This is a genomic window from Nocardia yamanashiensis NBRC 100130 (assembly GCF_001613325.1).
GTDB lineage: Bacteria > Actinomycetota > Actinomycetes > Mycobacteriales > Mycobacteriaceae > Nocardia > Nocardia yamanashiensis.
The window spans coordinates 24,747-46,158 of the sequence record NZ_BDCD01000023.1 but is presented as its reverse complement, the minus strand read 5'-3'; the positions used below and the strand labels follow the sequence as shown (position 1 = coordinate 46,158).

Annotated in this window: 18 protein-coding genes and 1 other RNA gene; 10 read left to right on the top strand and 9 right to left on the bottom strand. The window is 67.9% G+C overall.

What is annotated here, in order from left to right:
• Positions 1 to 3: 3 nt before the first annotated feature.
• Positions 4 to 891: an alpha/beta hydrolase gene (locus NY1_RS26985; RefSeq protein ID WP_067719195.1), complete on the bottom strand. Its 888-nt coding sequence runs from the start codon at positions 889 to 891 to the stop codon at positions 4 to 6.
• Between the two features lie 30 nt (positions 892 to 921).
• Between NY1_RS26985 and rnpB the strand changes: the two genes are divergently transcribed.
• The 4 genes from rnpB to NY1_RS26965 all read left to right on the top strand — a co-directional run bounded on the left by rnpB (position 922) and on the right by NY1_RS26965 (position 4,424).
• An RNA gene (rnpB, locus tag NY1_RS26980) (RNase P RNA component class A) lies at positions 922 to 1,333 on the top strand.
• Positions 1,334 to 1,424: 91 nt separating this feature from the next.
• Positions 1,425 to 2,237 (top strand): slipin family protein, encoded by an 813-nt coding sequence (locus NY1_RS26975; protein WP_067719192.1) that lies wholly within the window; start codon positions 1,425 to 1,427, stop codon positions 2,235 to 2,237.
• Between the two features lie 393 nt (positions 2,238 to 2,630).
• Positions 2,631 to 2,957, top strand: coding sequence for a hypothetical protein (locus NY1_RS26970; RefSeq protein ID WP_067719190.1), 327 nt, complete (start codon positions 2,631 to 2,633; stop codon positions 2,955 to 2,957).
• 15 nt (positions 2,958 to 2,972) lie between these two features.
• On the top strand, positions 2,973 to 4,424 hold the full coding sequence (locus NY1_RS26965) for an RNB domain-containing ribonuclease (protein WP_067719187.1): 1,452 nt from the start codon (positions 2,973 to 2,975) through the stop codon (positions 4,422 to 4,424).
• 5 nt (positions 4,425 to 4,429) lie between these two features.
• Here NY1_RS26965 and NY1_RS26960 read toward each other — a convergent pair whose 3' ends face one another.
• Positions 4,430 to 5,383 carry a DUF4436 family protein gene (locus tag NY1_RS26960; protein ID WP_267888449.1) on the bottom strand — a complete coding sequence of 318 codons (954 nt, stop codon included), beginning with the start codon at positions 5,381 to 5,383 and terminating at the stop codon, positions 4,430 to 4,432.
• Positions 5,384 to 5,516: 133 nt separating this feature from the next.
• Between NY1_RS26960 and NY1_RS26955 the strand changes: the two genes are divergently transcribed.
• The gene (locus tag NY1_RS26955) at positions 5,517 to 6,122 is read left to right on the top strand and encodes a TIGR00645 family protein (protein WP_067719181.1); all 606 of its coding nucleotides are present in this window, start codon (positions 5,517 to 5,519) and stop codon (positions 6,120 to 6,122) included.
• On the opposite strand, the gene NY1_RS26950 is transcribed toward NY1_RS26955, so the two are convergent.
• The 4 genes from NY1_RS26950 to panB all read right to left on the bottom strand — a co-directional run bounded on the left by NY1_RS26950 (position 6,119) and on the right by panB (position 9,445).
• The gene (locus tag NY1_RS26950; RefSeq protein WP_067719178.1) at positions 6,119 to 7,021 is read right to left on the bottom strand and encodes a CHAD domain-containing protein; all 903 of its coding nucleotides are present in this window, start codon (positions 7,019 to 7,021) and stop codon (positions 6,119 to 6,121) included. The two genes, NY1_RS26955 and NY1_RS26950, sit on opposite strands and share 4 nt — an antisense overlap.
• Positions 7,022 to 7,978 carry a prolyl aminopeptidase gene (pip, locus tag NY1_RS26945; protein ID WP_067719175.1) on the bottom strand — a complete coding sequence of 319 codons (957 nt, stop codon included), beginning with the start codon at positions 7,976 to 7,978 and terminating at the stop codon, positions 7,022 to 7,024.
• Positions 7,978 to 8,442, bottom strand: a complete 465-nt coding sequence (locus NY1_RS43800; protein WP_233434501.1) for a hypothetical protein — start codon at positions 8,440 to 8,442, stop codon at positions 7,978 to 7,980. Before NY1_RS43800 ends, pip begins: the two co-directional genes overlap by 1 nt.
• Positions 8,443 to 8,590: 148 nt before the next feature.
• Positions 8,591 to 9,445 carry a 3-methyl-2-oxobutanoate hydroxymethyltransferase gene (gene panB, locus NY1_RS26935; protein ID WP_067719578.1) on the bottom strand — a complete coding sequence of 285 codons (855 nt, stop codon included), beginning with the start codon at positions 9,443 to 9,445 and terminating at the stop codon, positions 8,591 to 8,593.
• Positions 9,446 to 9,568: 123 nt separating this feature from the next.
• Between panB and NY1_RS26930 the strand changes: the two genes are divergently transcribed.
• The 3 genes from NY1_RS26930 to NY1_RS26920 all read left to right on the top strand — a co-directional run bounded on the left by NY1_RS26930 (position 9,569) and on the right by NY1_RS26920 (position 15,669).
• Positions 9,569 to 11,089 (top strand): alpha/beta hydrolase, encoded by a 1,521-nt coding sequence (locus NY1_RS26930; RefSeq protein ID WP_084535400.1) that lies wholly within the window; start codon positions 9,569 to 9,571, stop codon positions 11,087 to 11,089.
• A gap of 55 nt (positions 11,090 to 11,144) precedes the next feature.
• A complete protein-coding gene (locus NY1_RS26925) occupies positions 11,145 to 12,485 on the top strand; it encodes a glutamine synthetase family protein (RefSeq protein ID WP_067719168.1) in 1,341 nt (446 codons plus the stop codon).
• Between the two features lie 172 nt (positions 12,486 to 12,657).
• Positions 12,658 to 15,669 (top strand): bifunctional [glutamine synthetase] adenylyltransferase/[glutamine synthetase]-adenylyl-L-tyrosine phosphorylase, encoded by a 3,012-nt coding sequence (locus NY1_RS26920; protein WP_067719166.1) that lies wholly within the window; start codon positions 12,658 to 12,660, stop codon positions 15,667 to 15,669.
• Between the two features lie 5 nt (positions 15,670 to 15,674).
• Here the strand turns inward: NY1_RS26920 and NY1_RS26915 are convergent, their stop codons facing one another.
• The 3 genes from NY1_RS26915 to NY1_RS26905 form a co-directional block, all read right to left on the bottom strand.
• Positions 15,675 to 16,403, bottom strand: a complete 729-nt coding sequence (locus NY1_RS26915; protein WP_067719163.1) for an ESX secretion-associated protein EspG — start codon at positions 16,401 to 16,403, stop codon at positions 15,675 to 15,677.
• Entirely contained in the window at positions 16,400 to 17,800 is a 1,401-nt protein-coding gene (locus NY1_RS43170) for a hypothetical protein (protein ID WP_157762497.1), read from the bottom strand. The genes NY1_RS26915 and NY1_RS43170 overlap by 4 nt, the downstream gene beginning before the upstream one ends.
• Before the next feature lie 113 nt (positions 17,801 to 17,913).
• Positions 17,914 to 18,753: a class I SAM-dependent methyltransferase gene (locus NY1_RS26905; protein ID WP_218028428.1), complete on the bottom strand. Its 840-nt coding sequence runs from the start codon at positions 18,751 to 18,753 to the stop codon at positions 17,914 to 17,916.
• A gap of 95 nt (positions 18,754 to 18,848) precedes the next feature.
• Here NY1_RS26905 and NY1_RS26900 point away from each other — a divergent pair, with 95 nt between their 5' ends.
• Positions 18,849 to 19,853, top strand: coding sequence for an endonuclease/exonuclease/phosphatase family protein (locus NY1_RS26900; protein ID WP_233434500.1), 1,005 nt, complete (start codon positions 18,849 to 18,851; stop codon positions 19,851 to 19,853).
• A 98-nt stretch (positions 19,854 to 19,951) separates the two neighbouring features.
• Positions 19,952 to 21,394, top strand: coding sequence for a neutral zinc metallopeptidase (locus NY1_RS26895; protein ID WP_157762496.1), 1,443 nt, complete (start codon positions 19,952 to 19,954; stop codon positions 21,392 to 21,394).
• Positions 21,395 to 21,412 lie beyond the last annotated feature (18 nt).

Below are 21,412 nucleotides of genomic sequence, written 5' to 3'. Positions count from 1 at the left end.
TCCTCAGGGCCGCAGAGTTGCGGTGAGGAACTCGATCTGGTCGTAGACGGCTTTCTCGAACCAGTCGTCGAAGTAGATGTCGAAATGCCCGATCGGGTAGCGGCGCACCGTCGCGTGCTTGGTGCGCTCGGCGGCCTTCAGTGTGGGGCCGGCGGGCGCGACCGAGTCCTGATCGCAGACGGCGTAGAACACCGGCGCTTTGATGTCCTTGACGCGGCGGGCGGGGGAGTCGAACAGCGCCGACAACCCGATGCGGGCAGGCACTTTCGGCCGATACTGGCTGGATTCCTCTGCGAGACGGCCGAATCCGTCGGGCACGTCGGCGGCGCTCATCAACGCGGCGGAGTGCTTCTTACCCGCCAGCCGCGCCTGGATCGGCCGCCCGAACAGCGACCCGAACACCTTGTCGGTCAAGGCGATAGCCCCGGTCTTGGTGAGGCTGATCGGCCCCTTCGCCATGGCCGAGGACCACCCGCTGGTGAACGGGCACTGCGCCACCACCGCGGCGATGTAGTGATCGTCCGGCGCCACCGACAGCACGTGCCCGCCGCCGAACGAACTGCCCCACAGTGCGATTCGAGTGGCGTCGATGCCCCGCACGGTGCGCGCGTACGCGATCGCGGCATGCCAGTCCTCGCGCTGCCGCCCGATATGGATCAACTGCCGGGGTTCACCCGTACTGGCCCCGAAATGCCGGTAGTCGAAGACCAGCGCCGCCATGCCCGCCGCCGCGAAGCGCCGCGCATAGCGATCCAACCCCATTTCCCGGTCCGCCCCCAGCCCGTGCCCCATGACCACCAACGGCCGCGGGCGAGCCGGTCCATCCGGGAGATACAGCCAGCCCGCGCACTGCTCGCCACCCGAAGAGAACCCCACCTCGACACGCTCCATGGCCCATTACGGTACCTTGGTGGCCGCGGACGAGTCGGTCGGGCGGTCGCGGCGATGGGAACGGGTACGGCTGTGCCGCTGCCCGTCGCCGAGGAAAGTCCGGACTCCGTAGAGCAGGGCGGTTGCTAACGGCAACCCGGGGCGACCCGCGGGACAGTGCCACAGAAAACAAACCGCCCACACGCCATGTGTGGGTAAGGGTGAAACGGTGCGGTAAGAGCGCACCAGCGCGCCGGGTGACCGGCGCGGCTAGGTAAACCCCGCCCGGAGCAAGGTCGAAGGCCGCACTCGCGAGAGTGCGGCTGCGCAGGCGTTCGAGGGCTGCTCGCCCGAGCCTGCGGGTGGACTGCTCGAGGCACCCGGCAACGGTGTGTCCAGATGGATGACCGTCACCCGGCCGGAAGGCCGGGGACAGGATCCGGCTTACAGACCGACTCGTCCGCCCCCTGTCCACGGGGGGTGCCGCGGTGCCAGAATGGATATCGGTCATGGACGGATGTCCGTGGCACCGCAGCATATTCGCGGAGCGAACAATGGACGTTCTGTTTGCCCTTCTCGCCGTACTGGCGGTTCTCGTCGTCACGGCCGCCGTGGTGACATTGGCTTCGATTCGGGTGGTCGCCCAATACGAACGCGGACTGGTATTCCGGCTCGGCCGGGTGCGCGCCGTGCGCGATCCGGGACTGCGCATGCTGATTCCCGGCGTGGACCGGATGGAGAAAGTCTCCATGCAGGTCGTCACCATGCCGGTGCCCGCGCAGGAAGGCATCACCCGCGACAATGTGACCGTCCGGGTGGACGCCGTGGTGTATTTCCGGGTGATCGATCCGGTGCGCGCCGTGGTGGAGGTGGAGAACTATCTGTTCGCCGTCGGTCAGGTCGCGCAGACCTCGTTGCGCTCCGTCATCGGCAAGAGCGAACTCGACGATCTGCTCTCCAATCGCGAACAGCTCAACAAGGGCCTGGAATTGATGATCGACAGCCCCGCACTCGGCTGGGGCGTGCACATCGACCGGGTGGAGATCAAGGATGTGGCGCTGCCGGATTCGATGAAGCGCTCCATGTCGCGCCAGGCCGAAGCCGAACGCGAACGCCGCGCCCGCGTCATCTCCGCCGAAGGCGAACTCCAGGCCTCGGAGAAGCTCGCCGAAGCGGGCGCGCGCATGGCCGAAGCGCCGGCCGCGCTGCAATTGCGCTTCCTGGAAACCGTGGTCCAGGTTGCGGCGGAAAAGAATTCGACGCTGGTGCTGCCGTTCCCGGTGGAACTACTGCGTTTCCTGGACCATCCGCGCGACGCCGGCGCCGCCGCCGCGCCCCCCGAAGAAGAACAGTCCGACGAAAGATGAGGACGGGACGATGTCCCTGCTGATCCAGCCCCTGGCGGTACTGGTGCTTTTCGCCATCGCCTATCTGCTCAAATTCCTGTCCGCCGCGCTCCCGGGCGGCCTGCGCGATCGATAGCCGTCGCGCATCACCGAAGTACCAGCAGCTATCGCCATTCCGGGCGGCGTGACCGACACCGCTCGCGTCCCGGTGTGCGCAGACCGCCGGGTTGGATGACAATAGCGGCGCGTCACTTGGCGTGTATCGGCGCGGCACGGCGTGTCGAGCTGGCGATCTACTCGGAACTAGCCCCGAACGTGATCGGCGTCATAAAGTGTTGCGCGTTGGAAAGTTCCGTTGCGCACGGGCAACGGGCGAAGGGCTTCAACAATCGTCGGAAAGCAGGTCTCGTCTAAATGCGAATTGCTCGCAAGTTGGCAGCGGGTGCGCTCCTCGCCGCTGCTGCTTCCGTTGTGCTGGGTGCCGGTTCCGCTTCGGCGTTCTCGGTGACCCCGCTGCCGGGTGGGGTGCAGGTCGATCTCACCCCGGCGGACACCCAGTGGGTGGCGAATTCCCACATCGGGCAGGCGATCGCGGGTCTGCCGCACGCCTCGGCCGCCTCGTTCGGACAGGCGCTGGATTCCGCGGCGGCGTTGTCGTCGCAGTACCCCGAGGGCCGGGTCGTCTTCACCGTCTATGGTCCGTTCGACACGTTGAACGGCACCATGCTGGCGCTGCAGTAGGAGTAGCTTCCACTCGTGGAACTACATCAGCGGATCGTTTCGGCGCCGGTCGATTTCGGCGCCGTCCGAACCGAATTCGGACTCGCCCCGGAGTATCCCTCCGGGGCGGTCTCCGAGGCCCGCGACGCGGTGGACGAGTTCGCGGGTACTCGGCTCGATCGGCGTGATATTCCGCTGGTCACCATCGATCCACCCGGCGCCATGGATCTGGACCAGGCGCTGCATCTGGAGAAAACCCCCGACGGCTTCCGGTTGCATTACGCGATCGCCGATGTCGCCGCCTTCGTGAGAACCGATGGCGCACTCGCGCGCGAATCCCTGGTCCGCGGACAGACTTTCTACTTTCCCGACGGTACGGTGCCGCTGCATCCGCACGTGCTGTCCGAGGATCGCGCCAGCCTGCTGCCCGAAGTGGATCGGCCGGCCGCATTGTGGACCATCGAATTGGATGAGCGGGCCGAACCGCGAACGTATGCGGTGACGCGCGCCCTGGTGCGTTCCCGGGCGCGGCTCGATTACGCGGGAGTGCAGGCCGACGCGGAGGCCGGGCGGCTGCATCCCTCCATTGCCGCCCTGCCCGAATTCGGGCGGCTGCGCATCGAATCCGGATTGGCGCGCGGGGCGATCAATCTGCGCCTGCCCTCGCAGAGCGTGATCCGCGACGAGAACGGTTCCGGCGGGGTCGATCACTGGCAGCTGGTGCTGGAACCGCGCACCGCCGCCGACGACTGGAACGAGCAGGTGTCGCTGCTCACCGGCATGTGCGCGGCGCGAATCATGCTCGACGGCAAGGGCGAGGAGCATATCGGCCTGCTGCGCACCATGCCGCCGCCGCCCGCCGCCGCCATCGAATCCATGCGCCGCACGGCCGCCGCGGTCGGCGTGGCCTGGCCCGCCGACGTCTCCGCCGGGCGCATGCTGGCGGGCCTGGATCCCAATACCCCGCCCGCACTGGTGCTCATGTCCGAAGCCACCGGCCTGCTGCGCGGCGCGAGCTACACCATCCTCAACGGTCAGGCGCCGGACACCGTGCAGCACAGCGGGATCGGCGCGCCCTACGCGCACGTGACCGCCCCGCTGCGCCGCCTGGCCGATCGCTACGCCACCGAGATCTGCCTGGCGCACTGCGCGAACGCCCCGGTCCCGCAATGGGTTCGCGAGGGCCTGGCCCCGGTGACCGAATCCATGCGGCGCGCCGACGCCGTCGCGAACAAGGTGGAACGCGCCTGCATCGACCTCACCGAGGCGACCGTGCTCGCCCCGCGCCTGCACACCGGGTTCGACGCCATCGTGGTCCGCGAAGCCAATGGCAGCCGCCCGGCCGAGATCTTCATCGCCGATCCGCCGGTACTGGCCAAATGCACCGGCAATCCGCCGGAAGGTCAGCACGTGAAAGTCGTGCTGGCGGTGTCGGACCCGGCGACCCGCACCGTCACCTTCGCCTATCCGGACGCGGAATCCGCCTAGCGCCCCTACCGGTGCGTCGGCATCCGGTACGGATCGCCGTACTGCTGATGCTGCCTCGCCTGCTGCCGCTCCAGCTCGGCCTGGGCCTTCTTGCGTTCCTCCTCCCGCTCCTTGGCCACCTCCACCCGGTAGCCGATCACCACCGAACCCACCAGCGCCGCCGAGATGATCCCCTCGGCCAGGAAGAACGACGCGAAGTCGATGACCGAACCGATCGGCGGACTCCCCGGCACCGCATTGCGCAACGGCACCAGCGCGAACAGCAGCGCGCCCATCATCGAGCAGGCCGGGAACATCAGCCCGCGCCGGCCCTTCAGCACATAGAAGCAGGCGGTCGCGGCGGCCAGCGCCAGCCCCAGCATGAGCATCATGATGAAGAGCGCGAACACCAGCGTGGGCAGCGACCGGGTGGCGTGCACGGTGATGTCGATGCCCGCCTCCACGCCGGGCTGGGGGCTTTCCGCCAGCTCGAACAGGGTGTCGCCGCTGGTGACGGTGGCGGCGACGGGGAGCCGCTGGTCGTCGCTGTACACGTCGAAGGCCAGCAGCGCCTGGTAGGAATCGAACGGGTAGTCGGTGATGGTGCCTTCGACGACCACCTTCACCTCGGCCGCCGAGATCGGCTCACCCGCTTTGATTTTGATCGGATCGGCCTTGAGCGCCGAGGTATAGACGAGCGCGTCCTTGGTGAAGAACCCGGACTTGTCGGCGAGCGCGCCGCGCGGTTGCGCCAGCACCTCGACGGTCGCGGTCTGGGTGGCCGGATCGATCTTGCCGACCCAGATGCCCAGATCCACCCGGTCCTCGGTCGCGGTGTTCCCGAACAGATGGCCGGTCTCGGACCGGGAGCGGCCGACGGAGTAGGTGGACAGGGCCACGACCAGACCGGCAATGGTCACCAAGACGAGCGCGACCGTCCAGAACGGCCCGCCGCGCTTCTTCTGCATTGCGTGTTGCACGGGCCGAATTCAACAGCGGCCCGCTCAGCTTCGGATCAGGACGACATCATTTCCGGATATGTGACGGCCTGGCGCGGCGGCCCGTGATCCGCGGCTGATGTCCGCGTGATTTCCGCCGTGCTTCATTGAGCCCATGGCATTTCCGCATTCCCGCGCCGTACCCGCGCAGCCGCGCGGCATCGGCTATTTCATCTTCCTGAGCCGCTGGCTGCAGCTGCCGCTGTACCTGGGACTCATTGTCGCGCAGGCGGTTTACGTCTGGCAGTTTCTGCGCGAGCTGTGGGTGCTGGTGACCGGGCTGTTCGAGCACGGCAATGCCGAGACCACCATCATGCTCGCGGTGCTGGGCCTGATCGACGTGGTCATGATCTCCAACCTGCTGATCATGGTGATCGTGGGCGGCTACGAGACGTTCGTGTCGCGGCTGCGCATCGACGGGCATCCGGATCAGCCGGAATGGCTCGAGCACGTGAACGTGAACGTGATCAAGGTGAAGCTGGCCATGTCGATCGTCGGCATCTCCTCGATCCACCTGCTCAAGTCCTTCATCGCCATCACCCAGGACGCCGATCCGGGCGGGCACAGCGGCCGCTACCTGTGGCCCGTCGTCATCCATCTGACCTTCGTGGTGTCGGCGGTCATGCTGGCCTGGATCGATCGGATCATGCCCGCGCACAAGGAGGAGCCCGCGGTGCACGTGACGTCGGCGCCGAACGGTGAACGCGCGCATCTGAACTAGGCGGCCGTGAGCGGGTGGTGCCGGAGGAATTCGATGGCGGCCGGGTACTGTTCCAGGGCTTTGGCCGCTGCGGCTTCCTCGGCATCGCACATGCGCTGGAAACCGGATTCGTCGGTGTGTGCGGCATGGGTGCGCAGGGTTTCCAGGGCTTCGACGGCATCGCGATGATCGCCCAGCACGCCCTGTAGCTTCTTGGCGTTGCGCGCCAGTTGGGCGGCCGGATCGCCCAGCACCGCCACCGCGGCCTCCGCTGAATAACGCAAACGCTTTGCGGCCTTGCGGATCTCGTGCAGATGCTCGATGCGGTCCGGAGCGCCCGGCGCGGGTTCGTTGCGCACCAGCCGCCGCAGGTCCCGGAAGTCCGAGCGCAGCACCGCGGCGAAGACGTCCGCCGCGGGCTGCTCGGCATGACCGGTCCGCAGCGGCGGATCCGAGATGAGCGCGTGCAGTCGTGCGGTGATCAGGTGGTAACGGCGGCTGTCGAAGGCGTCCACCACCGCGCGATGTGCCCCGGCGTAGAACCGGCGCTCGGCCGCCACCAGTTCCGCGCCGAAATCCTTTTCGGGCGTGGACTTCTCGCCCAGCGGCACGGTCTCGCCGTCGAAGGCGGTGGCCTGTTCGCCGAGCAGCGCCGCGAACCGTTCCGCCCGCACCTCGGCATCGCGCGCCACCCCGAGCAGCCCGGCCAGCCAGCGCAATTCGTCGGTGGTCTCGCCGACCGCCTTGCGCCGCAGGATCCGGCGGTAGGACTTGAGCACGCTGCGCAGCCGCCGGGTGGCGACCCGCATGCTGTGCACCGAATCCGGAAGATCCTGGCGCACAGCGGGTTCGGCTTCACACAGCCGGTCCACGTCGGAGGCGAGGGCTTCGACCAGGGCGGGACCGGCTGTGGTGCTCATCTAATTCCTGTACTTGTCCGTGGCTTCCACCAGATGGTGGGTGATGCCTGGTTCGGCGGCGGCGTGACCGGCATCGGGCACCAGGTGCAGTTCCGAATTCGGCCAGGCCCGATGCAGATCCCAGGCGCTGACGGCCGGGCACACCATGTCGTGGCGGCCCTGCACGATGACCCCGGGAATATGTGCGATGCGGTCGATATCGCGCAGCAGCTGTCCCTCGTCGAGGAACCCGAAGTTATGGAAGTAGTGGTTCTCGATGGTGGCGAAGGCCAGCGCGAACCGCGGATCGGCGGTTTCGGCGACTCGATCCGGTTGGGGCATGAGGGAACTCGTGGCGCCCTCCCAGGTGGACCACGCGACGGCCGCGTCGGTGGCGAGTTTTGCATCGGGGGAGTGCAGCAGCCGGTGATAGATCTCGATCATGTCGCCGCCGCGTTCGGCCACCGGCACCGGCGCCAGGAACTTCTCCCACTCGTCGGGGTACACGAACCCCGCGGCCCCATTGTAGTACCAATCGATTTCCTTGCGCCGCAACAGGAAAATCCCGCGCAGCACCAGTTCGGTCACCCGCTCCGGATGGGTCTGCGCGTAGGCCAGCGCCAGCGTCGAACCCCAGGAACCGCCGAACACCTGCCAGGCCGCCACGCCCAGATGCCTTCGCAGCCTTTCGATATCGGCCACCAGATGCCAGGTGGTGTTGGTCTCTAGGCTCGCCCCGTCGGCGATGTGCGGCACCGACTTCCCGCACCCGCGCTGATCGAACAGCACGATCCGGTACGCCTGTGGATCGAAGAACTGCCGGTGGAACGGCGCGGTCCCGCCGCCCGGCCCACCGTGCAGGAACACCACCGGCTTGCCCTCGGGATTACCGCTGACCTCCCAGTAGATGCCCTGGCCGTCCCCGACCTCCAGCACGCCCTGCTCATGAGGTTCGATCGGCGGGTACAGGGTTCGCATCAGCCGATCACGCCCTGGGCCAGGCTCTGGATCTGCAGCGCCGACAGCGCCTGATCGCGCACGTCCGAGCAGTTGGCCTGGGTGATGCGATCGAGCACGTCCTTGTCGCCCAGCATCTGGATATTGATGCCGCCGTTCTTCAGCGCCCACTCGTGCGCGGTCGCGTTGAGCGCGATCTTGCCCAGCGTCGGGCCCTGCACCCGCCAGTCCGAGAGCTGCGGGCGCAGCAGATCGCACAGGCTCTTGGCGGCCTCGTCGGACACCGTCACCTGCCCGCCGTTCGGCTTGCTCGTGGTCGCGCCGCCGGAGGTGGTCGGCTTGCCCGAGCTGCTGCCCGGCGCGGTGGTCGAAGAGCCCTGCGGCTGTGACGATCCGGTGTTGTTCCCCCCGCAGGCGGCGGTCAGCGCGACGGCCGCCACCGCGGCGGCCAGCAGTGGCACGCGCAGGGTCCGGCGGCTGCTCATCCAACGGCTGTGCATGTAATCCCTTTGGTCGATCGGGCTCATTGGACTTCGAGTCTGCCACCAAAACCTGGCCGGGGTCTGTGAAGGCCGCCAAGAAAAAGAGAGTCGATAGCCATCGGCTATCGACTCTCGTCAGAGGTGTGGCGGATCAGAAGCTGTGCTCCTGGGCGGGGAAGGTCCCGCGCCGCACCTCGTCCGCGTAATCGGCGGCGGCGGAACGCAATTGCGCGCCCACCTCGGCGAAACGCTTGACGAACTTGGCGGTCTTGCCGGAGGTGTACCCGGCCATGTCCTGCCAGACCAGCACCTGCGCGTCGCAATCCGCGCCGGCGCCGATGCCGATGGTCGGAATGGTCAGCTTGCGGGTCACCTGGCCGGCCAGTTCGGCGGGCACCATCTCCATCACGACCGAGAAGGCCCCGGCCTCCTGCACCGCGATGGCATCGGCGATGAGCTGCTCGGCCCCGTCGCCGCGGCCCTGCACCCGGAAACCGCCCAGGGTGTTCACGCTCTGCGGGGTGAAGCCGATGTGCGCCATCACCGGGATGCCGGCGGCGGTCAGCTTGGCGATGGTGTCGGCCACCCGCTCGCCGCCCTCCAGCTTGACCGCGTGCGCGCCGCCCTCCTTCATGAACCGCACGGCCGTGGCCAGGGCCTGCTCGGGGGAGGACTCGTAGGTGCCGAACGGCAGATCCGCCACCACCAGGGCGTGCGGGGCGCCGCGCACCACGCCGCGCACCAGCGGAATGAGCTCGTCGACGGTGATCGGGACGGTGGTGTCGTAGCCGTACACCACATTGGCGGCGGAATCGCCGACCAGCAGGACCGGGATACCGGCCTCTTCGAACAGTCGGGCGGTCGAATAGTCGTAGGCGGTGAGCATGGACCAGCGCTCGCCTTCGGCCTTCATCTGCTGCAGATGGTGCGTGCGCACCTTGCGCTTGGGCTTCTTCTCGGCGGGAGCAGCGCCGTAAGCAGGGGTTTCCGCATCGGATACGGACATCATCGTCCCTTTCGTCGTGGCCTCGAGGCCCATATCGGGTCCCCGGGTTTTGCTGACGGATTAAGTCTGCCATCGCGGACGCCCCGCTCGGGGATGCAATTCCTCACATGCCAACATCTGTGCATGGCGTTGATGCGAACCGGCCGGGCCGCGCTGCTGGCGACGGTGCTGGCGATGGCGGCCGCCGCGTGCTCGACCGTGGTGGACGGGAATCCGACCGGACCGGCTCCGGCGGGACTGGAGAAGTTCTACGACCAGCGGCTGGACTGGGGTAGTTGCGACGAGTTCACCGGCGGTGAAGCGCCGCCGGTCGTGCAGTGCACCCGGGTGACGGTTCCCATCGACTACGCCGATCCGGACGGCGCCACCGCGCAGATCGCCCTCTCCCGGGTCAAGGCGAGCGGTAAGAAGATCGGTTCGCTGCTGTTCAATCCGGGCGGGCCCGGGGTGTCCGGATTGTCGATGGTCGGACAGGGCCAGGGCACCGCGCTCGCGGAACGCTTCGACCGCATCGGTTTCGATCCGCGCGGCATCGGCGCCTCGCTGCCCGCGATCACCTGCCTGACCGCCACCGAGAACGACGCCGAGCGCGCCGAAGCGCCCGAGGACAATTCGCCCGCCGGGATCGCCGCCTCGGAAGCCGAGAACAAGGATTACGCGAGCAAATGCCTCGAGCGCAGCGGTAAGGATCTGCTCGCGCACGTCGGCACCGCGGAAGTGGTGCAGGACATGGATGTCATCCGGGCCGCGCTCGGTGACCCCAAGCTCAGCTATGTCGGCTACTCCTACGGCACACGCCTGGGCTACAGCTATGCCGAGAAGTTCCCGCAGAACGTGCGCGCCCTGGTGCTCGACGGCGCCCTGAACCCGCAGCAGGATCCGGTCCAGGAATCGGTGCTGCAGGCCGCGAGCTTCCAGAAGGTGTTCGAGGCCTACGCCGCCGACTGCGCCAAACAGGCCGATTGCCCGCTCGGCACCGATCCGGCGCAATCGGTCACCCGCTACCGCGAACTGATGGATCCGCTCTGGGGCAAGATCGTCCCGACCAAGGACCCGCGCGGCCTGAGCTATCTCGACGCCAAAACCGGTGTGACACAGACGCTGTACTCGAACAATATGTGGGGCCGCCTCACCCAGGGCCTGAAGGAACTGCGCGAGGGCCGCGGCGACACCCTGCTGCAACTGGCCGACAACTACAACGGGCGCGCCACCGACGGCAGTTACGACAACCAGTCCGACGCCTTCAACGCCATCCGCTGCGTCGACGACCCGGCGATCACCGATCGCGCCGTCGCCGCCCGCCAGGACGCCGAATACCGCCGCGTCGCCCCGTTCCTCGACGACGGCAAGGGCACCGGCGCGGCGCCGCTCGAGGTGTGCGCGGTCTGGCCCGTGCCCAATACCTCCACCCCGCATGCCCTCTCGATTCACGATCTGCCCAGGACCGTGGTGATTTCCACCACCGACGACCCCGCCACCCCGTATCAGGCGGGCGTGGACCTGGCCAAGGAACTGGGCGGATCGCTCATCACCTATCGCGGCACGCAACACACGGTGTCGTTGTCGGGCGTCGCGTGCGTCGACGATCCGGTGATCGCCTACCTCGTGGACCTGAAAGAACCCAGTCCGGGTCTTACATGCTGAAGTTCGCGCCAATCATGTAACACGGATTTAACTCCGCGCACCTACAGTCCAGGTCATGGACCGTCAGAAGGAATTCGTCCTCCGCACGCTCGAAGAGCGCGACATTCGCTTCGTGCGGCTCTGGTTCACCGATGTACTGGGCTATCTCAAGTCGGTGGCGATCGCTCCCGCCGAGCTCGAGGGGGCTTTCGAGGAGGGCATCGGCTTCGACGGGTCCGCCATCGAAGGGTTTGCCCGGGTGTCCGAGGCGGACATGGTGGCCAAGCCGGACCCCTCCACCTTCCAGGTGCTGCCGTGGTCCACCTCCAAGGGGCATCAGCATTCCGCGCGCATGTTCTGCGATATCGCCATGCCGGACGGGTCGCCGTCCTGGGCGGATCCGCGGCACGTGTTGCGGCGGCAGCTGAACAAGGCGGCCGATCTCGGATTCAGCTGCTACGTGCACCCGGAGATCGAGTTCTTCCTGATCCGCGCCGGGCTGGACGCCACCGGCAACCCGATTCCGGTGGACAACGGCGGGTTCTTCGATCAGGCCGTGCACGACGAGGCGCCGAACTTCCGCCGGCACGCCATCGACGCACTGGAGTCCATGGGCATCTCCGTGGAGTTCTCGCATCACGAGGGCGCGCCCGGGCAGCAGGAGATCGATCTGCGTTACGCGGACGCGCTGTCCATGGCCGACAACGTCATGACCTTCCGCTACCTGATCAAGGAAGTGGCCATCGACGAGGGCGTGCGGGCCAGCTTCATGCCCAAGCCGTTCGCCGATCACCCCGGTTCGGCCATGCACACCCACATGTCGCTGTTCGAGGGTGAGCAGAACGCCTTCGCCGATCCGGACGATCCGCTGAACCTGTCGGGCACCGCGCGCGCGTTCATCGCGGGCATCCTGGAGCACGCGCACGAGATCAGCGCCGTCACCAACCAGTGGGTCAACTCCTACAAGCGGCTCATCCACGGCGGTGAAGCGCCGACCGCCGCCTCGTGGGGCCGCTCGAATCGTTCCGCGCTGGTGCGGGTTCCGATGTACACGCCGAACAAGTCGTCCTCGCGCCGCGTCGAGGTCCGCAGCCCCGATTCGGCCTGCAACCCGTACCTCGCGTTCGCGGTGATCCTGGCCGCCGGTCTGCGCGGTATCGAGAAGGGCTACACGCTGCCGCCGGAGGCCGAGGACGACGTGTGGTCGCTGACGTCGGCCGAGCGCCGCGCCATGGGCTTCCGCGAGCTGCCCGCGTCGCTGGACGAGGCGCTGAAGAACATGGAGAAGTCCGAGCTGGTCGCCGAGACCCTGGGCGAGCACGTGTTCGACTTCTTCCTGCGCAACAAGCGCCGCGAATGGGCGGGCTACCGCAACCAGGTGACGCCGTACGAGCTGAAGGAATACCTGAGCCTGTAAAGGCCGCCCTGCGGCCGGCGTAACGATTGATCTCGTAAGTTGCGGGTAACTCCTGGGGAACGCCCAGGACTTGCCACGCACCTGACCGCCGGCACGCGAATGGGACGGGGGTACGGCTCTCGGCCCGGCGCCGGATACGCGGAGAGGCGGGGGAGCCATGTAATTTGATGGCATGGTGCGGCCACCGACTACTCGTTCCGCGGTTCCCGGTGTCGGGCGGCTCGGGCTATTAGAGCCTTCCGCGGCCGATTCGCTCCGAGAGTTGGCGTGGGACAACGTGGACAGCGTGCCGTTGCTGTGGGCGCTGTCGCGGTCACCCGATGCGGATCTGGCGCTGGTGACGCTCATCCGGTTGCGGGAGAAGCTCGGAAGCGATTGGGCCGCGGTCGATTCCGCCCTGCGCACCGATGTGGCGTTCCGGGGGCGGTTGCTGGCGCTCATCGGATCCTCCAGCGCCTTCGCCGATCACCTCGTGGCCGATCCGGGTGCTTGGCAGCTGCTGCGCCAGCGGGAACTGCCTTCGCGGAAGGAAGTGCTCGCCGCGCTGCTCGATGCCGTGCAGGCGACGCCGGAGACCGGGCCGAACGCCGGGCCCATGCTGTATCGCGCGGCGATCGCCGGGCCGGAAGCGGTTGGGTTGCTGCGCAAGCGGTATCGCGATCAGCTCATGCTGCTGGCGGCCATCGATCTGGCGGCCACCGTTGAGAACGAACCGGTACTGCCGTACCAACAGGTGGGGCAGCATCTCACCGATCTCGCCGACGCGGCGCTGACCGCGGCGCTGGCGGTGGCGGTGGCCCGGGTCTGCGCCGACCGGCCGGTTCCGGTGCGGCTGGCGGTCATCGCCATGGGCAAATGCGGTGCGCGGGAATTGAATTACGTGTCCGACGTCGATGTCATCTTCGTCGCCGAACCCGCCGACACCACCGCCACCCGGCTGGCCGCCGAGATGATGAGCGTGGGCAGTTCGGCGTATTTCGACGTGGACGCGGCGCTGCGGCCGGAGGGCAAGGCGGGGGCGCTGGTGCGCACCCTGGAATCGCATATCGCGTACTACAAGCGCTGGGCGCGGACCTGGGAGTTCCAGGCGCTGCTCAAGATGCGGCCCGCCACCGGTGATCTCGAACTCGGCGCGCAATACCGCGACGCCTTGATGCCGATGGTGTGGGCGGCCTCCGAGCGGCCCGACTTCGTGGCCGATGTGCAGGCCATGCGGCGGCGGGTCGAGGACCTGGTGCCGGCGGATCTGCGCGAGCGTGAGCTGAAGCTCGGGCACGGCAGTCTGCGCGATGTCGAATTCGCCGTTCAGCTGCTGCAATTGGTGCACGGCAAGGCCGATGAGTCGCTGCATGTGCAGGGGACGGTGGAATCGCTGACCGCGCTGGCGGCGGGCGGGTATGTCGGGCGTGACGATGCCGCCAACCTGACCGCCTCCTACGAATTCCTGCGGTTGCTCGAACATCGTTTGCAGCTGCAGAAACTCAAGCGCACCCACACGTTGCCCGCGCCCGAGGACGAAGAGGGCATGCGCTGGCTGGCGCGCGCGGCGCATATGCGGCCCGATGGGCGGCAGGACGCGGTGGGGGTGCTGACCAGCGAGATCAAGCGCAATGCGGTGCGGGTGCGGCGGTTGCACGCCAAGCTCTTCTACCGTCCGCTGCTGGAATCGATTGCGCGCCTGGACGCGGACGCGCTGCGGCTGTCTCCGCAAGCCGCGGTGCGGCAGCTGGCGGCGCTCGGTTACGCGGCGCCGGAGAACGCGCTCGGGCATCTCAAGGCGCTCACCGGCGAGGTGGGGCGCAAGGGGCGCATTCAGGCGCTGCTGCTGCCGACGCTGCTCGAATGGCTCGGCGACACACCCAATCCCGATGCGGGTCTGCTCGCTTACCGGCGGGTTTCCGAGGGGCTGGACAACGAGATCTGGTTCCTGCGCGAACTGCGTGACGAGGGCGCGATCGCGCAACGCCTGATGATCGTGCTGGGCTCGTCGGCGTACCTGCCCGATCTGCTCATCAATGCGCCCGAGACCATTCGCATGTACGCCGACGGTCCCGACGGACCGTTGCTGCTGGCCACCCAGCCCAGCGATGTGAAACGCGGAATCCTTTCCGGTGCGGGCCGATACGACGACCCCAAGCGCGCCGTCGCCACCGCCCGTTCGCTGCGCCGTCACGAGCTGGCCCGCGTCGCGTCCGCCGATGTGCTCGGCATGCTCGACGTCCCCCAGGTCTGCGAAGCGCTGTCCTCGGTCTGGATCGCCACCTTGGAAGCGGCCCTGCAAGCCGTGATCCGCGCGGGCGAGGTCGAATCCGGCAAACCGGCTCCCGCCGATTTCGCCGTGATCGGCATGGGCCGGCTGGGCGGTATGGAACTCGGCTACGGCTCCGACGCGGATGTCCTGTTCGTCTGCGATCCGCGCCCCGGCGAGGACGAGACCGTCGCCGTGAAATGGGCCATCGGCGTAGCCGAACAGGTCCAGCGCCTGCTCGGCGCCCCCAGCACCGACCCGCCGCTCCAAGTCGACGCGGGCCTGCGTCCCGAAGGCCGCAACGGCGCCCTGGTCCGCACCCTGGCCGCCTACTCCGCCTACTACTCCCAGTGGGCCCAGTCCTGGGAAGTCCAAGCCCTGCTGCGCGCCCGCTTCGTAGCCGGCAACCCCGACCTGGGCACCCGCTTCCTGCACACCGTCGACCCCATCCGCTACCCCGCCGGCGGCATGTCCCCCGAAGGCGTCCGCGAAATCCGCCGCATCAAAGCCCGCGTCGACGCCGAACGCCTCCCGCGCGGCGCCAACCCGGCCACCCACACCAAACTCGGCCGCGGCGGCCTCGCCGACATCGAATGGACCGTCCAGCTCCTGCAACTCCAGCACGCCGGCGCCCACCCCACCCTCCACAACACCACCACCCTCGACTCGCTTGCCGCCATCGAAACCGCCGGCCTCATCGACCCCGAAGACGCCGCCCTGCTCCGCGACGCCTGGCTGACCGCCACCAAAGCCCGCAACGCCCTCGTCCTGGTCCGAGGCAAACCCGCCGATCAACTCCCCGGCCCCGGCACCCTCCTGTCCGCCGTAGCCAAGGTCGCCGGCTGGCCCAACGACGACGGCTCCGAATTCCTCGACCACTACATGCGCGTCACCCGCCGCGCGAAAACGGTGGTGGAGCGGGTCTTCGGCGGCTGAAAGCGCTAGCTGTCGGCACCGAGTAGCTGAATGATGTGCCGGCGCAAGGTATCCGGTGAGCACGGGGCTATGTGCAGGTCGCCGTCTCGGTGGTGGACGGTGTAGCGGCCGTCGTTCGCGATGTCGAACCAGTGCAGGTAGCGCGGGGGAGCGGGGCGGTCGGTGCGGAGGTTGCGGTGGACGGCTATGTCGCCGCGGGCGCTGGGGCGGGTGTGGGCCAGGCGCAGGATGCGGGCCAGGTCGGGGGTTCTCGTGTCGGTGATGCTCCGGCGCGCGGGTGTCACGTGCGTGGGCTTCGCGGTGGAGGGTGCGGGTGTCACGGCGGATTGGATGGTGCCTGGTTGTGCCGCGCCCATGACGGCGGTGAAAACGGAGGGGATCAGAGGTGGTGCGCCTGCTTCGATGATCACGTTGCCGCCGATTTCGGGGCGCGGGGAGGGACGCTGGACGAGGGTGACGGCTACGCCGTTGGTGAGGGCGGCGTAGGTGCGGAGGGGGTGGTTGCGGATGCCGGTGAGGGTGAGGGTGGTGTCGGGATTGGATGAAACCCGAAGGGCGGCGGTCAAATCCGGGTCCGCGCCCGTGGGGAAGCGGGTGTTCAGGGTGGCGGTGAGCCGGGCGTGATCGTCGCGCCAGCGGGTGGAGGAGCGGAGGCGGAGGGGTGGGGGATAGCGGTCTTGGCCGGTTTCTTGCCAGAGGTGGATGAATTCGTCGGGGGTGAATTCCCATTTCATGGGGTTTCCGGCTCCTCGGAGGTGAGGTCGGTTCGGGCGGAGGGGATTTCGGATCCCAGGACCGGGGGGACGGCTGGAGGCGGGGTGCCGAGGAGTTCTTCGTCGCGATGCCAGGTCAGCCAGGTCGGAGCCTGGTGGCTGCCTTCGGCGTTGGCGGCGGAGGCTGCGCCGGGGGCGTACATGCCGGGGAGATAGCCCGCTCCGGGGGATGGGGTGCGGGCGCTGGCAGCGGGTTGGTTTGGGGCGGAGGGCTTTCCGGTGGGTGCGCCGGGGTAGCTGAGACCGGGTGCTCCAGGAACCCTGGAGGTTCGGGAGGGATTCGCGGAATTGCCCATGGGTGCCGATGGGTTGGTTCGGGAACCCGGGGAGTCGAAGGGGGTGGGCAGTCCGTACGAGCCGGGTGAGGAGGCGCCGGGTGTGCTCGGAGTGCCGGTGCTTGCGGCAGCGGGAGAGATGTCGCCGGAGCTGCCTCCGCTGCCGCCTCCGGTGCTTGCGGTCGCGGTGCCCGGGTCGGAATTCTGGCCTGACGCAGCGGGACTCGTGGAACCATCGGGCCCGGTCGGGTCGCCGTGGTCCCCGATCGCGGGGGATACGGAGAACGGTCGGCTCGGTTCGGGTGGGGTACGGCACGAAGTCGCGCTGACTTCGCGTGCGCTCGCCACTCCCGAGTGGCCCACTGCATCAGGTCCTGTGAAGACTCCGGGCGGAGTACTGGATCCTGCTCCTGCGTTACCGGAACCCGTACCAGCGGCGGGCATTTCGATCTCGGCGAAGGCGGGGACGCCCGCGCCTGCTGGTGGGTAGATCGGAACATAGTTCGCTTCCAGTGCCGCGAGAGCGAGCCGGTACTGCTCCTCACGGTAGGCCTCGGCCTGTTGGGCGTCGCCGGGGGCGGTGGTGCCGAGGAGTAGACCTAGGAAGGTCGTGCTGGTTTCCGAGAGGTCGGCGTCGGAGGCACCGGTACCGGGCGGCGGGGGAACGGATCTGCGGACCGCTTCGGCTCCGAAGGCAGCCGCGGTCATGCGATGCCCGGTGCTGTGCGCGATCTCGGCGATATCGAGGATCTGCTGGACGAACTCGCGCGCGGCTCGATCGGCGGCAGCCGCGATATGACCGGCCGACCCGTCGGTGAGGATGTTCTGTAGCTGGATGTGCAGCCGCGGCGCTGCGCCGCTGAGATTGTTGCCGATACTCACCCAGGCTTCCGCGGCGGCATGCATCTCACCCGGATTCATCTCCCGCACAGCGGCATAGATCTCTTCGTGCGACCACCCTTCGAAATGCTCCAGCCGCTGAACATAATCCGCGTCCACCGACCCGTGCGACACCCGAAGCTGTTCTCGCTCCGCCCCGCCCTGACTGTCCCGCGCCGCCTGCACCGCCCGCTCCGCATCCATCGGAGTCCTCCCTCGCTCGAGCACCTATCGACTCGGACGCGGGCCATCGCCCCGCGGTTCCCTCGAGCCGCTGGTGATTCGTCAGCGCCCCGGACCGCGGACGGCGGCGGTTCTCACAACGGTTTACGGGCCTGCAGGGTGTAGGACAGGGGCAGGCGTTCGGGGTGTTCGGCGAGTTGCCAGCGGCCGTCGTGTTCGGTCATGTGGCTGGGCAGGGCGTTCCAGGGGATGCTGCGGTGTTCGACGAGGCCGGTGAGGGCGAGGTCGGCGGCCAGGAGGGCGCCGATGATCTCGCCGAGGCCGTGGTTCCATTCGTGGGTGGTGGTGGCGGTCAGGACGCCGTCGGTGTCGACGTAGGTGGTGGCGTCGTCCCAGACCAGGGGTTCGGCGGTTTCGAAGTAGGGGAAGCCGACGACGAGCGCCTCCGGGCGGGTTTCGTCGATGGACCACAGCGCGGGGTGCGCTTCGGTGATGAAGAGCCGTCCGCCGGGTCGCAGCAGTCCGGCCACCGTGTCGGCCCAGCGCCGGATATCGGGCAGCCAGCACAGCGCCCCGACCCCGGTGTAGACCAGATCGAAGTCGTTCGCGCCGAGCGCGTTCACCGCCTCGTACACATCCGATTCCACGAATTCGATGGCGGTTCCGGTGGCCTCGGCCAGTTTCCGGGCCTCGGCGATGGAGGCGGGCGAGAAGTCCAGCCCGGTCACCGTCGCCCCGAGCCGCGCCAGCGACAGGGTATCGGTGCCGATATGGCATTGCAGGTGGACCGCGCGCCGCCCGCGGATATCGCCGAGCAGCGGCAGATCGAAGCGCACCACGGCGCTGAGGAAGGACGGGTCGTCCCGGAAATGCTCGATGGCGTAGTCGGCGGAGGCGGCGTGCAGCGGCGCGCGCTGATCCCAATTTGCCTGGTTCAGGCGGCGATATTCACTCACGTCTTTCGACTGTGCCATGAACGGCGCTCCGAATGCAGCCCATTTACCGGCGGGTCGCGCAGGTCAGCGGCTTTTCGATGCTCCGGTAGGGTGGCCGCGGAAGGGGAGGTGGCATGGTGCCGGTGCAAGGACAGGTGTTCACGGAGGAACCGACCGAACGGATTTCGGTGATTCCGCCTTGGCGAAGACGAGTGCGGACCGCGACGGCGGCGCTGGGGTGGGTCGCCTTCGCGGCGGGGAGCGCGGGGGTGGTGCTGCATTACTTCACGTGGCCGACGATGCTGTTGGCGCTGGCCGCATCGTTCGCGTCGTACTTCATGGTCGGCGCGGTCATCGCGCTGGTGCTCTTCGGCCTCGCCCGCCAATGGCGCAGCGCCGCAATCGCTCTGGTGCCGGTAGCGGCCGGTCTGTGGGCCCAGCTGCCCATGCTGTGGCCCGACGGCAGCGCCCCGCCCGGCGTGGACGTGGCGGTCATGCAATCGAATCTGCTGTTCGGTCACGCCGACGTGGACACGGTCGTGAAAGCCGTGCGGGACAACCGCATCGAGGTGCTGACCTTGGAGGAACTCACCCCCGAGGCGCTGGCGCGATTGCGCGCGGCCGGACTCGAGACCGAACTCCCGTATTCCTACACCGCCCCGGCGAGCGGCGGTTCCGGCGGCGGCATCTTCAGCCGCTACCCGCTCCAGGACGGCCGCAAGCTGGACGGCTTCCTGATGAGCAATGTGCAGGCCACCATGCTGCACCCGGACCGCGGCCCGGTCCAGGTCTTCCAATTCCACCCCATGCCACCGAATCTCGACTTCGACGCCTGGAGCCGGGAGCTGCCGCGCATCCGCGAAGTCCTGGACCAGCAGACCGGTCAGGTCATCGTCGGCGGCGACTTCAATGCCACCTACGACCACAAGCCCTTCCGGGACATCCTGCGCGGCCGCTACGCCGACGCCGGCGAACTCGTCGGCGTGGGCGCGCTGCCGACCTGGCCGGAACGCGAGTACGGCGGCCCCCACATCGGCATCGACAAGGTACTGGTGGCGGGCGGGCACGCCACCGAGGTGCGATCGCTGACCATCCCGGACTCGGATCATCGCGCTGTGGTTGCGGTACTGCGACTTTGAGCGATCAAAGGGTGGATACTCGAAGACGCGGGAGCTGAGCCTCGCCGTCCCGGGTACCCGGGATCGGAGGGGTCCCGTCGCGGTACTCGGGAGGCGAGATGCGGATGTCGCGGCTGCGGGCGGGTTGTGCCGTCGTGCTTTTGACGCTCGGGGTGGCGCTCACCGGCTGTGATCTACTACCGGAGTCCGGCTCCCAGCAGGTGACCGGAAATCCTGGAAATCCGTTCGAGCTCAACGGTTCCGAATCCTCGACCGGACCCAGCGGTCCGCGCTCGGGCGTGCCGGACGCCACGCTCACCGCGGACAACAGCGACGGCGGCGCGGTCGACCGGCTCGCCCTCAATGCCATCGCGGATGTGCAGGAGTACTGGAACACCGAGTACGCCAAGATCTTTCCGGGCAAGTTCACGCCGGTGAGCCGGTTCATCTCCTGGGATGTCCGGGCCGGGCGCAGCCAGTCCGTCCAGTTCTGCCGCGAATCCACCTACCAGGAAATCAATGCCGCGTACTGCGGGCTCGACCAGAGCATCGGATGGGATCGCGGCGTCCTGCTGCCGGAACTGAGCAAGAAGTTCGGCGATATGTCGGTCGTGTTCGTCCTCGCCCACGAGTACGGGCACGCGGTGCAGGAACAGGCCCGGCTCAATGGCCTGTTCACGCCGACCGTGGTGAAGGAACAGCAGGCCGACTGCTTCGCGGGGGTCTTCATTCGCCATGTGGCGGAAGGGAATTCCCGCCATTTCACCATCAACACCACCGATGGCCTCAACGGCGTGCTGGGCGCGGCCGTGGCGGTGCGGGATCAGGAGCCCGGCGCTTCGGAGAACGAGCACGGCACCGGGTTCGAGCGGGTCACCGCCTTCGAGATCGGGTACACCGACGGCGCCGCCAAGTGCAAGAACATGACGCGCGCCGAATTGGAGCAGCGGCGCGGCACCCTGCCGACCAGTTTCGGGTTCGGTGAGAAGGGCGCGCAGCTGACCGTGGACCGCAGCTCGCTCGAGCAGGTGGCGCAGGCCCTGGCCGTCAACTACCCGGTGACGTCCGCGCCCAGGTTCGACTACAACGGCGTCACCAAGAGGTGCTCGAATGTGACTACGACGCAACCGGTCTCGTACTGCCCGGCGACCAACACCATCGGCGCCGATGTGACCGCCCTGGCCAAACGCGCCCGCGGGGACGACGACACCGAACTGCTGTCGTCCATGGTGGCCGGTGACTACAACGCCTTCGTGGTCTTCGTATCCCGCTACATGCTCGCCGTGCAACAGGATCGGAAGCTCGGCCTCACCGGAGCCGATACCGCAGGCCTGCGCACCGCCTGCCTGTCCGGGGCGTTCAGCACCAAGCTCAGCCAGCCGGGCAGCACCTTGCAGCTCTCGGCCGACGATCTCGACGAAGCCGTCTCCGGCCTGCTGTCGGACGGCATCGCCGCCGCGGATGTCGACGGCAAGGTGGTGGCCAGCGGATTCGTTCGACTGCAAGCCTTCCGGACCGGCGTGCTCGACGGCGAGACCAGCTGCCTGAGCACCTACAAATGACAGCGGGCCCGTCCAGGA

Excerpts from the sequence above, each read along its gene's own strand:
- NY1_RS26920 (WP_067719166.1), top strand. The coding sequence starts at position 12,658 with ATGGTGCGGCCACCGACTACTCGTTCCGCGGTTCCCGGTGTCGGGCGG.
- NY1_RS26985 (WP_067719195.1), bottom strand. The coding sequence starts at position 891 with ATGGAGCGTGTCGAGGTGGGGTTCTCTTCGGGTGGCGAGCAGTGCGCG.
- NY1_RS26950 (WP_067719178.1), bottom strand. The coding sequence starts at position 7,021 with ATGAGCACCACAGCCGGTCCCGCCCTGGTCGAAGCCCTCGCCTCCGAC.
- pip (WP_067719175.1), bottom strand. The coding sequence starts at position 7,978 with ATGCGAACCCTGTACCCGCCGATCGAACCTCATGAGCAGGGCGTGCTG.
- NY1_RS26930 (WP_084535400.1), top strand. The coding sequence starts at position 9,569 with ATGGCGTTGATGCGAACCGGCCGGGCCGCGCTGCTGGCGACGGTGCTG.
- NY1_RS26975 (WP_067719192.1), top strand. The coding sequence starts at position 1,425 with ATGGACGTTCTGTTTGCCCTTCTCGCCGTACTGGCGGTTCTCGTCGTC.
- NY1_RS43800 (WP_233434501.1), bottom strand. The coding sequence starts at position 8,442 with ATGAGCAGCCGCCGGACCCTGCGCGTGCCACTGCTGGCCGCCGCGGTG.
- panB (WP_067719578.1), bottom strand. The coding sequence starts at position 9,445 with ATGTCCGTATCCGATGCGGAAACCCCTGCTTACGGCGCTGCTCCCGCC.
- NY1_RS26915 (WP_067719163.1), bottom strand. The coding sequence starts at position 16,403 with ATGAAATGGGAATTCACCCCCGACGAATTCATCCACCTCTGGCAAGAA.
- NY1_RS26895 (WP_157762496.1), top strand. The coding sequence starts at position 19,952 with ATGCGGATGTCGCGGCTGCGGGCGGGTTGTGCCGTCGTGCTTTTGACG.
- NY1_RS26905 (WP_218028428.1), bottom strand. The coding sequence starts at position 18,753 with ATGGCACAGTCGAAAGACGTGAGTGAATATCGCCGCCTGAACCAGGCA.
- NY1_RS26900 (WP_233434500.1), top strand. The coding sequence starts at position 18,849 with ATGGTGCCGGTGCAAGGACAGGTGTTCACGGAGGAACCGACCGAACGG.
- NY1_RS43170 (WP_157762497.1), bottom strand. The coding sequence starts at position 17,800 with ATGGATGCGGAGCGGGCGGTGCAGGCGGCGCGGGACAGTCAGGGCGGG.
- NY1_RS26955 (WP_067719181.1), top strand. The coding sequence starts at position 5,517 with ATGGCATTTCCGCATTCCCGCGCCGTACCCGCGCAGCCGCGCGGCATC.
- NY1_RS26925 (WP_067719168.1), top strand. The coding sequence starts at position 11,145 with ATGGACCGTCAGAAGGAATTCGTCCTCCGCACGCTCGAAGAGCGCGAC.
- NY1_RS26970 (WP_067719190.1), top strand. The coding sequence starts at position 2,631 with ATGCGAATTGCTCGCAAGTTGGCAGCGGGTGCGCTCCTCGCCGCTGCT.